This window comes from Rhabdothermincola sediminis (assembly GCF_014805525.1).
GTDB lineage: Bacteria > Actinomycetota > Acidimicrobiia > Acidimicrobiales > Acidimicrobilacustridaceae > Rhabdothermincola > Rhabdothermincola sediminis.
Window position 1 is genome coordinate 1 of record NZ_JACFSZ010000021.1, and the last position, 14654, is coordinate 14654.

Annotated in this window: 12 protein-coding genes; 5 read left to right on the top strand and 7 right to left on the bottom strand. The window is 70.4% G+C overall.

All coding sequences use genetic code 11. The annotated features are described in order from the left end of the window. Positions 1-195 (top strand): hypothetical protein (locus HZF19_RS14625; RefSeq protein ID WP_208029541.1); only part of this gene is annotated, 195 nt, incomplete at its 5' end. Between the two features lie 25 nt (positions 196-220). On the opposite strand, the gene HZF19_RS14630 is transcribed toward HZF19_RS14625, so the two are convergent. Together HZF19_RS14630 and HZF19_RS14635 are read right to left on the bottom strand one after the other, a co-directional pair. Continuing rightward, entirely contained in the window at positions 221-1447 is a 1227-nt protein-coding gene (locus tag HZF19_RS14630; protein ID WP_208029542.1) for an MFS transporter, read from the bottom strand. Next, the gene (locus tag HZF19_RS14635; protein WP_208029543.1) at positions 1444-1872 is read right to left on the bottom strand and encodes a MarR family winged helix-turn-helix transcriptional regulator; all 429 of its coding nucleotides are present in this window, start codon (positions 1870-1872) and stop codon (positions 1444-1446) included. Before HZF19_RS14635 ends, HZF19_RS14630 begins: the two co-directional genes overlap by 4 nt. A gap of 121 nt (positions 1873-1993) precedes the next feature. Between HZF19_RS14635 and HZF19_RS14640 the strand changes: the two genes are divergently transcribed. Further along, complete coding sequence (locus HZF19_RS14640) at positions 1994-2944, top strand: NAD(P)-dependent oxidoreductase (protein WP_208029544.1); 951 nt, start codon at positions 1994-1996, stop codon at positions 2942-2944. Next, entirely contained in the window at positions 2944-3855 is a 912-nt protein-coding gene (locus HZF19_RS14645; protein ID WP_208029545.1) for a DUF7064 domain-containing protein, read from the top strand. The genes HZF19_RS14640 and HZF19_RS14645 overlap by 1 nt, the downstream gene beginning before the upstream one ends. Before the next feature lie 18 nt (positions 3856-3873). Here HZF19_RS14645 and HZF19_RS14650 read toward each other — a convergent pair whose 3' ends face one another. Next, the gene (locus tag HZF19_RS14650; RefSeq protein WP_208029546.1) at positions 3874-4764 is read right to left on the bottom strand and encodes a DUF368 domain-containing protein; all 891 of its coding nucleotides are present in this window, start codon (positions 4762-4764) and stop codon (positions 3874-3876) included. Between the two features lie 67 nt (positions 4765-4831). On the opposite strand from HZF19_RS14650, the gene HZF19_RS14655 reads away from it, so the two are divergent. Further along, positions 4832-5494, top strand: a complete 663-nt coding sequence (locus HZF19_RS14655) for a DedA family protein (protein WP_208029547.1) — start codon at positions 4832-4834, stop codon at positions 5492-5494. Here the strand turns inward: HZF19_RS14655 and HZF19_RS14660 are convergent. The 4 genes from HZF19_RS14660 to HZF19_RS14675 all read right to left on the bottom strand — a co-directional run bounded on the left by HZF19_RS14660 (position 5472) and on the right by HZF19_RS14675 (position 11400). Then, positions 5472-6239, bottom strand: coding sequence for a succinate dehydrogenase/fumarate reductase iron-sulfur subunit (locus HZF19_RS14660; protein WP_208029548.1), 768 nt, complete (start codon positions 6237-6239; stop codon positions 5472-5474). The genes HZF19_RS14655 and HZF19_RS14660 overlap by 23 nt on opposite strands. Positions 6240-6252: 13 nt before the next feature. Further along, complete coding sequence (locus HZF19_RS14665) at positions 6253-8178, bottom strand: fumarate reductase/succinate dehydrogenase flavoprotein subunit (protein ID WP_208029549.1); 1926 nt, start codon at positions 8176-8178, stop codon at positions 6253-6255. Positions 8179-8198: 20 nt separating this feature from the next. Continuing rightward, complete coding sequence (locus HZF19_RS14670) at positions 8199-8885, bottom strand: succinate dehydrogenase cytochrome b subunit (RefSeq protein WP_208029550.1); 687 nt, start codon at positions 8883-8885, stop codon at positions 8199-8201. A gap of 244 nt (positions 8886-9129) precedes the next feature. Further along, on the bottom strand, positions 9130-11400 hold the full coding sequence (locus tag HZF19_RS14675) for a glycoside hydrolase family 2 protein (protein ID WP_208029551.1): 2271 nt from the start codon (positions 11398-11400) through the stop codon (positions 9130-9132). 112 nt (positions 11401-11512) lie between these two features. Between HZF19_RS14675 and HZF19_RS14680 the strand changes: the two genes are divergently transcribed. Next, positions 11513-14590 (top strand): sensor domain-containing phosphodiesterase, encoded by a 3078-nt coding sequence (locus HZF19_RS14680; protein ID WP_208029552.1) that lies wholly within the window; start codon positions 11513-11515, stop codon positions 14588-14590. Positions 14591-14654 lie beyond the last annotated feature (64 nt).

Sequence of the window (14654 nt, forward strand, 5' to 3'; positions counted from 1 at the left end):
CCCCACCACCTCCGCCGGGCGCGGCTACGCCGCCCCCACCACCTCCGCCGGGCGCGGCTACGCCGCCCCCACCACCTCCGCCGGGCGCGGCTACGCCGCCCCCACCACCTCCGCCGGGCGCGGCTACGCCGCCCCCACCACCTCCGTCCGCTGCTGGAGCGGTGCCCCCTCCTCCGCCTCCGGCGGGGCTGGTGACCCCGGAGCAGGAGGCCGACCAGCCTCAGCCCGGGTCGTGATGGCGGCGCGCTCCAGCGAACGCCAGCCGATCAACGCCGAGACCAGCGCGGCGAGCCCACCGATCGCGAGCGCGGCGCGCGCCGAGGGTCTCACCCAGCCAGCCGACGATGGGCCCACCGATCGGGGTGCTCCCGAGGAACGCCACGCCGTAGAGCGCGATCACCCGGGCCCGCATCTGCGGGTCTGCCGTGAGCTGCAACGTGGCGTTGGTGAGGGTGATCACGGCGATGCTCGCCGCGCCGACGAGCGGCATGACCACCGCGGTGGTCGTCAGCGTCGGCATCCCGGACGCCAGCAGCACGAGCAGCCCGAACGCGGCCGCCGCCCGCCCCACGCCTCGATGGGAGGGGGTCATCCGTCCGGCGAGCACCAGGCCACCGATGACCGCGCCGGCGCTCATCGCCGAGAGGAGGGCGCCGTAGCCTTCGGCGCCGGCGCCGAAGGTGAAGGTGGCGAGGATCGGCAGGCTGACCTGGAACTCGTAGGTCAGGGTCCCGATGACCGCCAGCATCAGCAACGGGGTGCGTAGCGCCGGCGTGACCCACACGTATCGCAGGCCCTCCAGGAGCTGGCCGTGTTGCCGGGCCACCGGTTCGGTCCGGTGGAGTTCCCCGGCCCGCATGGCTGCCAGCGCAGCGAGCACCGCGGCGTAGCTGAGCGCGTTCAAGAGGAAGCACGTGGCGAGGCCCAGGGTGGCGATCACCACGCCACCCACGGCCGGGCCGACCAGGCGGCCGGCGTTCATCACCGTACTGTTGAGCCCGACCGCGTTGGTGAGGTGCTCGGGCCCCACCATCTCGTAGACGAACGACTGGCGTGCCGGCATGTCGAAGGCGTTGACCAGACCGAGGCCCAGCGCGAGCAGGAAGACCATCCAGAGCTGCACCGCACCGGTCGCGGTCAGCACCCCGAGGACCAGGGCGAGCGAGCCGGCCGCGCTCTGGGTGGCCAGCAGGAGCCGCCGCTTGTCGGACCGGTCCGCGATCACCCCCGCCCAGGGACCGAGCACGAGCATGGGGAGGAACTGCAGGGCGGTGGTGACCCCCAAGGCCACGCCGCTGCCGGTGAGCCGGAGCACCAGCCATGCCTGAGCCACGGTCTGCATCCAGGTCCCGCTGACCGACACGACCTGGCGGGCGATGTACAGGCGGTAGTTGCGCGCGCTGAGGGCCCGGAACGTGTGCCGAGTGGCTCGCTCCACCCGGGTCATGGGGTCTCCTCGTCGAGGAGTTGTTCCAGGGCGGGCAGCGCGGCCAGGAGGTGGTTCCGGTCGCCAGTGGAGAGTGTCGCCAGGCGGTTGGCGAGCCAGGTGTTGCGTTCCTCCCGGATCTGCTCGAGCTCCCGCCGGGCCGCGGGGGTCGCCCGCACCAGCGAGATCCGGCGGTCGCGCTCGTTGCTGGTGCGCTCGACCCACCCTTCGCCCTCCAGCGCGCCGACGATGCGGGAGATGGTGGGTGGTTGCACGTTCTCGATCGCGGCTAGCTCGCCGAGGGTGAGCGGCCCTCGCTTGGCGATGGTGACCAGCGCGGAGAGCTGCGAGGGGGTGATGCCACTGTTGACCTGCTGGCGGAGGCGCCGAGCGAGGCGGAGCAGGATCATCCGCAGCCGGCTGACGTCGTCCTCCGCGGCAGCCATCGTCGCTCCCTTCCCTTCCAGATCGTTTTGTTTTGCTAACCAATAGCCTAGCTAAATACATCCCGAATGCCACCCCGAGGAGTGGGGCGCAGGGCGCCGGGCCTGCAGGCAGACTGGCGACGTGGCGGCCGTTCGCGTCCTCAGCCATCTGGGTTCCTCCGGCGTGTTCGCACTGCCTCCGGACCTCGCCGGCGAGGTGGAGCTGGTGCCCGTGCCCACCCGGGGCGACCTCGACCCCGCGCTGCGGGGGGAGGTCCTCGTCACCCTGCCCTGGGAAGTCGAGACGCTCGCCGAGACGCTCCGGAGAGGGGTGCGGTGGGTGCACGTCACCGGGACCGGGGTGGACGCCTTCCCGCTCCAGCTGATCGGTGAGGGTGTGGTGCTGACCAACTCCCGTGGTGCCAGCGCGGTGCCGATCTCCGAGTGGGTCCTCGCCACGATGCTGGCGTTCGAGAAGCGGCTGCCGGAGTCGTGGGAGACCCGTTCCCCCGAGGATTGGCGGCGGGGGCAGCTCCGCGATCTCGGCACCCTGGCCGGCAAGCGGCTCGCCCTCGTCGGCCTGGGTGACATCGGCTCGGCGACCGCCACGCGGGCCTTGGCGTTCGACATGCAGGTGCGGGCCTTGCGTCGCCGGGACCGGCCGTCACCCGTGCCCGAAGTGGAGACGGTCCGCTCGCTGGCGGCATTGCTCGACGGCGCGGATCACGTCGTGCTCGCCGCGCCACTGACCCCCGAGACCCGAGGCCTCATCGGGCGCGATGCGTTCGGGGCGATGAAGCCCGGGGTGCACCTGGTGAACGTGGCCCGGGGGGCATTGGTCGACCAGGACGCGCTGCGAGCGGCGCTCGATGACGGGACGGTGTCGATGGCGTCGCTCGACGCGGTCGACCCTGAGCCGTTGCCGGAGGGGCACTGGCTCTACACCCACTCCAAGGTGCGCTTGTCCCCCCACCTGTCCTGGTCCGCGCCGGGAGCGCTCGAGCTGCTGGCCCAGATGTTCATCGAGAACCTCCGGCGCTTCGTGGCCGGCGAGCCGCTCCAGCACGTGGTCGATCTCGACGCCGGATACTGATGGGTGTCCCGCCCGCCTTGGCTCCGGGCGACGAGGGCTGGCACCCGCCGGGTCCGGAGCCGCGGTGGAGCGAATGGTGGTACTTCGACTTCGCCTCCCCCGACGGGTCCGTCGGAGGGTACGTGCGGGTCGGTCGCTATCCGAACCTCGGGGTCGTGTGGTACTGGGCGTGCCTGGCCGGTCCCCGTCGACCGGCGGTGATGGTCATCGACCACGAGGTCCGCCCACCCGTGCGGGAGGGCTCGCTCGAATTGCGGGCCAGTGGTCTGTGGGCGGACCACAACTGCGAGACCCCCTTCGAGCACTGGAGCGTCGGGCTCGAAGCGTCCGCCGTGAGCCTCGACGACCCGCTGGATGCCTATCGGGGCTCGCTCGGCCAACCGGTTCCCCTCGGCTTCGACCTGGAGTGGGAGACCGACGGGGAGGTCTTCGCCCACCCGCCGCCCCTCGACGGCTACGAGGTGCCGTGCCGGGTGCACGGTGAGGTGCTCGTCGGGCGCGAGCGCCTCGAGCTCGACGGGGTGGGTCAGCGGAACCACGCCTGGGGCGGGGACGACCGGTGGGCGGGGACCTGGTGCTGGACCGCCTTCCACGTCGAGGGCGGCAGTCACCACCTGCTCGAGGTGGCCCCGGGCTCATCGCGGGCCATCGGCTATCGCCAGCTTCCCGGTTCAGGCCCGGTGGAGGTGCTCGAGGGCTCGGTGGCGTGGACCGAAGGGCGGGAGCGGCTGCCCCGGCAGATCGATCTCACGGCGGCCGGCGAGCGCATCGGGGTCACCCCGCTGGTGTGGGCGCCGGTCCTCGTCGAGGGGCCCGGCGGCCGGCGGACCCGCCTCCCGCGGGCCCTGGCCCGCTTCGAGGGAGCCGCCGGCCCTGGTGTGGGGTGGGTCGAGGTCAACCAGCCGGAGTGAGCGGCCGGCGAGCGCGGATCAGGCCGCTCGCTCGGCGGCGCGCTCCACACGGAACGCCACCGCAGCGAAGCCCGCCACCACGACGAAACCGGTCACCGCCAGCAGGATCGGCACCACCACATCGTCCTGGGGCATGGTCATGGTGGTCCCCGCGGTCCCCTCGGGCCACGGCCACAGCACTCGCAGCGAGCCGAGCATCAGGCCGATGAGCCCCGCCACCACCGTGTCGTGGTGGTGGTGCAGGGCCCAGTGCAGCACCTGCGAGAACAGCATGAGCCCGATCGCGCAGCCGGTGGCGAACACCGCGACGGTGGCGAGCTGGCGGTCGTTCACCGCCCCGAGGACCAGGTCGTACATGCCGAGCATGAGGAGGATGAACGAGCCGGAGATCCCCGGGAGGATCATGGCGCAGATGGCGATCGCGCCGGCCAGGAAGAAGGCCCACAGCGGCGGATCGGCTACCCCGGAGGAGCGGAAGCCGAGCAGGAAGAACGCGGCCACGCCGACGAGGAGGAGGACGACGGCGCGCACGCCGTCCCATTGCTTGACCCGCGGGAGTGCCGCGGCGACCGAGCCGGCGACCAGGCCGAAGAACAACCCGGCCATGCGGACCGGTTCCGTGTCGAGCAGGTGCTCGATGGCACGGGCCAGCGAAAGCAGCGCCAGCAGGATGCCCGCTCCCAGCGGGAGGATGAACAGCCAGCGGATCTCACGCAACCGGTCCCGGGTGCCGACCAGGTCGAGCTTCAGGAGGTGACCTGCCGTTGCGGCGAAGAGGCTGACCGTGTCGATGAGCTCCTCGTAGATACCGGTGACCAGGGCGACGGTCCCGCCCGAGACGCCTGGGACGATGTCGGCGCTGCCCATGAGGAAGCCGCGCGCGAAGACGGAAGCAGGCTTGTGGGGCACGGCTGTGATGGTACGGCAACGGGGGGCGTGACCCGCAACCACGCGCGAGCGCCGGTACGCTTCGCCGGTGCTCGTTGTCTCCACGTTGATCCTCGGTCTCGGCGTCGACCCTCAGCGCCTCCTGCACGCCGTCGGGCTGATCGGCCTGCTGCTCGCGGTGTTCGCCGAGTCCGGCATGATGGTGGGCTTCTTCCTCCCCGGCGACTCGCTGTTGTTCGCCGCCGGCCTGCTCACCTATCGGGGTGACCTGGCAGCCGGTCAGGTGTGGCTGGTGACGGTGGGCTGCGTCGTCGCGGCGGTGGTGGGCGACCAGGTGGGCTACGGGGTCGGGCGCAAGCTCGGTCCCAGACTCGCGGACCGGGAGCGCTCGCGGTTCCCCAAGGACGAGCACCTCGCGAAGGCGCAGGCGTTCTTCGACCACCACGGCCCGAAGGCGATCGCGCTCTCGAGGTTCGTGCCGATCGTGCGCACGTTCTGCCCCGTCGTGGCCGGGGTGAGCCGCATGGACCACCGGGTCTTCACCCGGTGGAACGTGATCGGTGGGGTGGTGTGGGCGGTCGGGCTGATCCAGCTCGGGTACTGGCTGGGACGGATCGCCCCAGGAATCGGCGACCGCATGGAGCTGGTGGTCGTGGCGATCGTGGTCTTCTCGCTCATCCCCATCGGGGTGGAGCTGATCCGCTCGCACCCGGAGCGGATCAGCTCACCTACGGGAAAACCTGGCCGATGAGCTTGCGGTTCTTCAGCTTCGCCTTGAGGTAGTCGCGGTTCATCAAGGCGATGAAGTCGATGGGGATCTCCTTCGGGCAGGCTTCCTGGCATTCGCCGTAGTTCGTACAGGAACCGAAGTACTGCTCCATGGTTTCGACCATGTCCTCGGTGCGCTGCCACCGCTCCGCTTGACCCTGGGGGAGCAGGTTGAGGTGGGCCAACTTGGCGGAGGTGAACAACTGTGCTGCTCCGTTGGGGCAGGCGGCGACGCACGCCCCGCAACCGATGCAGGCAGCGGCGTCCATGGCCGTGTCGGCTGCCGGCTTGGGCACCGGGATCTGGTTGCCGTCGGGAGCCGCACCCGTGTTCGCCGTGATGAACCCGCCCGCGGCGACAATGGCGTCGAAAGCGGACCGGTCGACCATCAGGTCCTTGATGACCGGGAAGGCCGCGGCTCGCCAGGGCTCGATCACGATCTCATCCCCGTCGCGGAAGCTGCGCATGTGGAGCTGGCAGGTGGCCGTGCCGCGCATCGGGCCGTGAGCCTGGCCGTTGATCATCACTCCACAGGTCCCGCAGATCCCTTCCCGGCAGTCGCTGTCGAAGGTGATCGGCTCGCGACCGGACTCGATCAGCCGCTCGTTCACCACGTCGAGCATCTCGAGGAACGACATCTCCTCCTTCACGTCGTCGGCCTCGTAGGTCTCGAAGCGGCCCTCGGCCCGGGGGCCGTCCTGGCGCCACACCTTGAGCGTGAGCTTCATCTCGGTCCTCGTCCTACTTGTAGCTGCGTTGGGTGAGCTTCACGTACTCGAACGTGAGCGGCTCCTTGTGGAGCCTCTGTGGAGCGTCGGCGCCCTGCCATTCCCAGGCGGCCACGTACGCGAAGTTCTCGTCGTCCCGGAGCGCCTCGCCATCCTCGGTCTGGTGCTCGACCCGGAAGTGCCCTCCACAGCTCTCCTCGCGGTGTAGGGCATCACGGCACATGAGCTCGGCTTCCTCGAAGAAGTCGGCCACCCGCATGGCCTTCTCGAGCGACTGGTTGACCCCGTCGGGCGTGCCGAGGATGCGGGCGTTCTTGCGGAACTCGTCGTACAGAGCCGGGATCTCGCTGAGCGCCTTCTCCAGGCCGGCGCGCGAGCGCTCCATCCCGCAGTGGTCCCACACGATCTTGCCCAGCTCACGGTGGTAGTGGTCGACCGAGCGGGTGCCCCCCACCGACATCCAGCGGCGGATCTCGTCTTGCACGGCTGCTTCGGCCTGCTTGAACACCGGGTCGTCGGTGGGCACGGGTGGCTGCCCGAGCAAGCCGGCCAGGTAGTCACCGACGGTGTAGGGGATCACGAAGTACCCGTCGGCGAGGCCCTGCATCAACGCCGAGGCGCCGAGCCGGTTGGCGCCGTGATCCGAGAAGTTGGCCTCACCCAGCGCGTACAGCCCGGGAACGGTGGTCATGAGGTTGTAGTCCACCCACAACCCACCCATCGTGTAGTGGGTCGCGGGATAGATGCGCATCGGGACCTCATATGGGTTCTCCCCGGTGATGCGCTCGTACATGTCGAAGAGGTTCCCGTAGCGCTCCCGCACGACGTCGACTCCCAACCGGCCGAGGGCGTCGGAGAAGTCGAGGTACACGCCGTTGTGGAGTGGCCCTACGCCACGCCCCTCGTCGACGACGGTCTTGGCGTTGCGGCTGGCCACGTCCCGGGGCACCAGGTTGCCGAACGCCGGGTACTTGCGCTCGAGGTAGTAGTCGCGCTCGGACTCGGGGATCTCGGCTGGCGGCCGATCGTCACCTGCCCGCTTGGGCACCCAGATCCGACCGTCGTTGCGCAACGACTCGGACATGAGGGTGAGCTTGGACTGGAACTCGTCGCTCGCGGGGATGCAGGTGGGGTGGATCTGGGTGAAGCACGGGTTGGCGAACAGAGCCCCCCTCTTGTGTGCCCGCCAGGCCGCCGTGACGTTGCTGTTCATGGCGTTGGTCGACAGGTAGAACACGTTGCCGTACCCGCCCGTGCACAGCAGCACCGCGTGCGCTGCGTGGGAGGTGACCTCGCCGGTGACGATGTCGCGGGTCACCACCCCGCAGCACGCGCCGTCCTTCACCACCACGTCGAGCATCTCGGTCTTGGTGTGCAGCTCGACCGTCCCCAGTGCGACCTGCTGCATGAGTGCCTGGTAGGCGCCGAGCAGGAGCTGCTGGCCGGTCTGGCCCCGGGCGTAGAAGGTGCGGCTGACCTGCGCCCCGCCGAACGAGCGGTTGTCGAGCAGGCCGCCGTACTCGCGGGCGAACGGGACACCCTGCGCGACGCACTGGTCGATGATGTCGACGCTGACTTGCGCGAGGCGATAGACGTTCGACTCCCGCGCCCGGAAGTCGCCGCCCTTCACCGTGTCGTAGAAGAGCCGGAAGATCGAGTCGCCGTCGTTCTTGTAGTTCTTCGCTGCGTTGATGCCCCCCTGGGCGGCGATCGAGTGCGCGCGGCGTGGCGAATCGTGGAACGTGATGACCTTGACCCGGTAGCCGAGCTGGCCGAGTGCGGCGGCAGCGGACGCGCCGGCCAGGCCACTGCCCACCACGATGATCTGGAACTTGCGCTTGTTGTTCGGGTTGACCAGGCGCATCGAGAACTTGTGGTTGTCCCAGCGGTCCTCGATGGGTCCTTGTGGGGTCTTGGCGTCGAGCACGATGTCGCTCATTCGATGCGGTCTCCTCGGGCTCAGCCGACGACGCCGGTGAGCACGGCGATCGGGAACGAGATGTTGGGCCCCACCACCAGGATCGTGAAGCCCGCCGCGGCAGCTCGCCGCAACGGGTTGTGGCGGGGATTGAAGCGCGGACTCATCGACCCCATGGTCTGGAACAGGCTCCAGACGCCGTGGTACAGGTGCACGCCGAGAGCCAGGTTGGCCAGCACGTAGAAGAGCGCCACCGGCCAGCGTTCGAACGACGCCACCACGTTCGCGTACACGTCACCGGCCGTGAAGTCGGGGTTGGCCCAGCCGGTGGTGAGGTCGGCGAGGTGGAACAGCACGAAGAGGGCGACGATCACACCGCTCCAGCGCATGGTCCGGGCTGCCCAGCTGGCGGCGATGTAGTCGCGAGGTGAGGCATACCGCTGCGGGCGAGCTCGACGGTTGAGCATCGTGAGCGAGTAGGCCGCGTGGATGTGGTATCCGACGGCCACGATCAGCACGATCCGCATGCCCCACAGTGCGACATGCTCCGGAAGGATCGGTACCAGCAGCCCGGTTCGGAGCCACTCGGCGTACTCGCGGTAGTGGGTCGGGCCGAGGTACATCTTCAGGTTGCCGACCATGTGGGCGAACACGAAGCCCATCAGCACCAGGCCGGTGATGGCCATCACCCACTTCTTGCCCACCGCGGTCCGGTAGAAGCCCGCCATGGGGAGCCGCCCTCGCCGAATCGGTGTCCGGATCGGGGGGGACGTGACGTTCGGGGTGGTAGCAGGGGCTTGTCGGGTTGCGGTCACGAACGTGCCTCCACGTGCAGCTCCTCCGATCGGCGTGGGTTGCGGCGCGACACCGGGTGCGAGAGGCCCGAACCTCACCGGGATCCGGCCCGTGACGACGCTACCCATGACGGGTCGTCAGGTGCTAGCTGGCAGCGGCCGCCCGGGTTGGGGCGGGCTAGGGCTGTGACGCCGCATCCCGCCGGCGTGCCCGCTCGACCGTCGTGGTGTACCGGTTGCTGGCCAGGATGCTCCCCCGCGCCGGCGCGTCCGCCAGCTCCAGGCGGAGGCTCAGCTCCCCCTCGGCGTCGGGCACGATGCTCTCCATCGTCGCCACGTAGGTGGCGGCGTCCGCCTCCACCTCGCCCTGCCACGACCACCGCAACGACCGTGAACGCCCCGCACCGTCTCGCCATTCGAGATGGGCGGTGACGACCACATCGGCGAGGGTGATCCTGAGGTCGCTCACGACGTGGATGGCTGCCCGCAGCGGCTCCGCGGGCCGGACGATCCGCGGCAACCGATCAGCGACCACGATCAGCGGGCGGCAGGCGGCGGCCAGGGCGTGGAGCGCCGCTTTCGGCTGGCGGTCGTGGCCGAGCACCGACCAGGTGACCGAGGGATAGCCATCGGCGAAGCAGAACTGGGCGAAGCCTCCCGTCGGCCGGTACTTGAGTCGGCGGAGCGTCTCCACGTGGTGCTTGACCAGTTCCGCCTGGTAACGCTGGGTCGCCTCCCTCCACTGGTCGAAGGTGGGGTGAGCGGCGGGTGGGACGTACCGGTCGAAGAACGTCTTTTGCAGCGCGTGCACGCGGTGGGCCCGATCCCAATCCAGCGCAGGCCAGCGGTCGGGCTCGAGGAACCCGGCATCGGCCGGGACCGCCTGGGCGCCGAACTCGGTGACGAACCGGGCCAACTTGGGCCACCAGCGCAGCAGCCGTGGGAGGTCCCGCTCGTCACCCAGGTACCAGCCGAGGTAGAGGTGGGTGTCGGTGCCGTCGAGCTTCGGGGGATGCGGGAGCACACCGCTGTGAGGCACCACGGGCCGCGAACCGTCGTTGCGCTCGAGCACGGAGCTGATCGAGTGGTCCAGCACGCTCTTGTTCCACGTCGGGAGCACCTGTGCGGCGATCGCCTTGGCGGCGAGTCGAGCACGGCGGCGAGGGTCGTCGAGCGTGGCGGGCTCGATGTCGATCGCCATCGGCTCGTTGTGCGCGCACCAGATGGCGATCGACGGGTGGTGCCCGAGGAGGTCCACCGCCTCACGGGCCTGGCGGCGAGCCTGGCGACGGACACCGCGCGCGTAGCCCCACTGCAGCGGCATGTCCTGCCAGAGCAGCACGCCCTGTTCGTCGGCGGCCTGGTACAGCTCGGGGCGGCTGATGTGCCCGTGCACCCGCATCAGGTCGAGCCCCGCCTCTCGCACCCTCCTCACGTCGCCGGTGAGGAGGTCGGGTGAGGCATCCGCCAGCGCCACCCGGCTCGGTCCCTGGTTGGTGCCCTTGAGGAAGAGGCGCTCACCGTTCACGGAGAAGATCCAGTTGTCGAGCGCCACCCGGCGCAGGCCGACCGAGCGGCGTACGCGATCGCTGATCCGATCACCGGTCAGCACGTCGAGCTCGATGATGTAGAGCGGCTGGTCCCCGAGCGACCAGGGCCACCACAGGGCCGGATCGGGAACGGTGACTGTCCACTCCAGCCGGTTCTCCCCGGTCGCGACCGGCTGGTCGCGGACCATCTCGACGACCTCGCGACCTCGATGGTCCACGACCCGGGTACGGATCGTCGCGAGCGCCGGGTCGGCCGCGTCGAGCACGGCGCGCAGAGACACGGAAGCTGCGTCCTCGCGGGCATCGCGGCAGACGATGCGGCTGTGCTTGATGCGCAGCGGGCCGCTGGTCTCGAGTCGCACCGGACGCCAGATGCCACCCGGGTTGAAGCTCTGGTCGAGGAGGTCCCAGTGCTGGAACACGCCGGTGAGGTTGCGCTTGCGGGTCCGCTCCCGCTGCCGCGCGCAGGCCACCTCGACGGCCAGCACGTGCTCGGAGCGAGCGGCCAGCTCCCTGGTGATCTCGAAAGCGTGGGGGAAGAAGTAGCCCTCGGTGTCCCCGAGGTAGGTGCCGTCGAGCCACACGTCGCTCGTGTAGAAGACCCCGTCGAGCACCAGCCAGTGGCGCTGCTGCGCCGGCTGCTCACCCCAGGCCGGGGTCGCGGTGGCATCGAGCTCGAAGCGGCGGCGCACCAGCAGTGGTCCGTCCGACTCGGAGAAGGCGGGCGTGGAGCGCCAGTGGCCGGGGACCGGGAGGTCCTCCCACGCCGAGTCGTCGAACTCGGGGTCGGGGTAGGCCCGACGGAGGCTCTCGTCGGCCACCGCCGCCCGCCAGGTGCCCTCGAGGCTCACGCCCGCCCGATCGGGGAGGATCCTCTCGGGTGCCGGTCCCCCGTCCATCGGCGGGGACGCTACCGGACCACGCCACCGGTCGATCGCTGGAGGCCTCGACCGGGAACGCTTCGACAGGCATCTACTAGAGTGAGAGGTCATCGACACGGGGGGGTCGGAAGTGGCCGAGACGACCGCCGAGGGCGAGGCCGGGATCCGCCAGCCGGTCGACGAGCGAGCGCAGCCCGGCACCCGGCGCGAGGGTGGCGACCTCCCTCGTGCTGCTCTCGACTGGTTGCTCGACCGCTCCGCGGAGGTGGTCGTCCTCGTCGACGACGGCGGGATGGTGGCCTACGTGAACCCGACGGTCCGGCGGATGCTCGGCTTCGACGCCCGGAGCCTGGTGGGTCGATCGCTCACCGAGCTGCTCGGTCCGGAGTCGGTGACGGAGCTCGACGGGATGCTCCCGGTCGCCACCGGTGGAGCAGGTTGGAGGGAGTCCCAGCGGGGTGGTCCGCTGCTCCTGGCTGTCCGTGACGCGGAGGGCCGGACGTGCCAGCTGCTCGCGGAGGTCTCCTCCGAGGCGCCCATCGGTGGTCGCCCGTTCACGGCACTGCGGCTGTCCGCCGTCCGGGGCGACGGGCGCCGGACCATCGACGCGCTGGGCCGCCGGCTGGCCTTCGAGGATCTGCTCACCCGGCTGGCGTCGTCGTTCGTCCTGCTCCCCGCCCCCGAGATCGACGAGGGGATCACCCGGGCTCTCGCGGACATCGGCACGTTCAGTGAGGTCGACCGGGCCTACGTGTGCATGCTCGACGACGACCGGGGGACCATCGAGAACACCCATGCGTGGGCCAGCCCCTCCAGGCTTCAGGCGGGGTCCCGGGCGTCGACCGTCGCCCAGGACGCCGTGCCCGCGTGGATGGCCACCCTCCGCGCGTTGGAGCCCGTCTACATCGCACGGGTCGCAGACCTCGACGACCGGTGGGCCCGCGAGCGATCCCTGCTGGCCGCGCACGGCGTGCGCTCGGCGCTCGCCGTCCCACTCGCCACGGAAGGGCGTCTCGTCGGCTTCATCGGGTTCGAGTCGATCGGGACCGAGCGGCTCTGGTCGGACGACCACCTAGCCGTCCTGAGCGCCGCTGCCGGCATCATCTCGCAAGCCCTCGCTCGGTCGGCTGCCGAAGAGCGGTTCGTCACCGCCTTCACCGGGGCGCCCCTCGGGATGGCCCTGCACGGGCCCGACGGTCGGCACCTGCAGGTCAACCGGACCTACTGCGAGCTGGTGGGTCGATCGGAGGACGAGCTCATCGGACGGCCGGTCATCGAGGTCGTGCACCCCGACGACCAGGACGAGCTGCTCGACCGGTACGCGGACCTGCTGGCCGGCCGGGCAGCGCGGATCTCCCACGACGTGCGGGCGTGGAAGGGTGACGGGGAGCTCAGCTGGTTCCGGGCCCACAGCGCGGCGGTCCGTACCAGCGAGGGGGTGCTCCAGTACCTCGTCACCCACCTGGAGGACATCACCGAGCGCCACCAGCAGGAACAGGAGCTCCGACTCAGCGAGGAGCGGTACCGCACGCTCGTCGAGAACTCGCCGGCGCTGGTCACCCGGTTCGATCGCGAGGGCCGGATGGTGTACGTGAGCCCGGCGATCCGGGAACTGGCCTCCGTCGAGCCCCACGAGGTGACCGGTCGGACCAGCGCGGTGTTCACCGACGACGAGCGTGAGTACCGCAAGTGGGTGGCGTCATTGCACCGGGTCTTCGAGACCGGCCAACGCCTCGACACGGAGTGGGAGATCCCCGTCGCCGGGGGCTCGCGGTGGTTCCAGAGCCGGGCCGTGCCCGAGTTCGGCCCCGACGGCCAGGTGGAGCACGTGCTGGTGATGAACACCGACATCACCGCGGTCAAGCGCAGCGAGGCCGAGCTCGCTCGCCAGGCCCTCCACGATCCGCTCACCGGGCTCGCCAACCGGGCACTCTTCCTCGACCATCTCGCTCTGGCGCTGGCCCGGTGCCGCCGGCGGGAGGAGCGGCTGGCGGTCCTCTTCCTCGACCTGGACCGTTTCAAGGTGGTGAACGACTCGCTGGGGCACTCGGCCGGCGACGAGCTGCTGATCGTCGTCGGCCACCGCCTCCAGGAGGTCCTGCGGGCCGGGGACACCGTCGCCCGGCTCGGTGGCGACGAGTTCGTGGTGCTCCTGCCCGATGTCGCCGGCGGCGAGGAGGTCGTGGAGATCGCGGAACGGGTGCTGCACGCGCTGCGCCGTCCGGTCCGGGTCGGAGCCGACGAGGTGTTCCCCACCGGGAGCATCGGCATCGCCCTGGCCCCGGGGACCGCCGGGACCGATGAGCCGATCACCGCCGAGGGTCTGCTGCGGGACGCGGATGCCGCCATGTACCGGGCGAAGGCCCGGGGCCGAGACCGCTTCGAGATGTTCGACGAGAACCTGCGTACCCAGGCCATGGCTCGCCTGCACCTGGAGAGCTTCCTGCGCCGGGCCATCGACCTCGACGAGCTGGAGGTGCACTTCCAGCCGGAGGTCTCGCTCACCACCGGAGCGATCGTGGGCTGCGAGGCGCTCGTGCGGTGGCGTCACCCTGTGGACGGGCTGCTCGATGCGGGCTCGTTCATCTCCGTCGCCGAGGAGTCGGGCCTGATCGTCGACGTGGGCTCATGGGTGCTCCGTGAGGCGTGCCGTCTCGCCAGCCAGTGGCTCACGGGCGATCGGGCCATCGAGACCGTGCGGGTGAATCTCGCGGCTCGCCAGATCGCCCATCCCGACCTGGTGCCCCTGGTGGTCGAGGCACTCGAGGAGAGCGGGCTCGACGCGTCGATGCTCTGCCTGGAGATCACCGAGACCACCGTGATGGCCGATCCCGCGGCCAGCCTGGAGGTGCTCGGCCGCCTGCGGGCCCTCGGCGTCCAGCTGGCCATCGACGATTTCGGGACCGGGTACTCGTCGCTCGCAACCCTCAAGCAGCTCCCGGTGGACATCTTGAAGATCGACCGCTCCTTCGTCGACGGACTGGGCGTGGACCCCGACGACACCGCCATCGTCGACGCCATCGTGAGCCTCGGCCGTGCGCTGGGCCTGGGGATCGTCGCTGAGGGGGTGGAGACCTCGACGCAGCTCCGAGAGCTCCGGGGGCTCGGCTGTGATCGGGCCCAGGGCTTCCTCTTCGCGCCGGCGGTCCCCGCCGATCGGTTCTGGGACGCGTGCGCGCTCGCTCACCAACCGGAGGCCGCGAGCTGAGGCAGCCCAGCGCCCGCGGCCGCCGCCGCGCCCACCGGGCGCCTCGCCGAACTGCCGCCCCGCG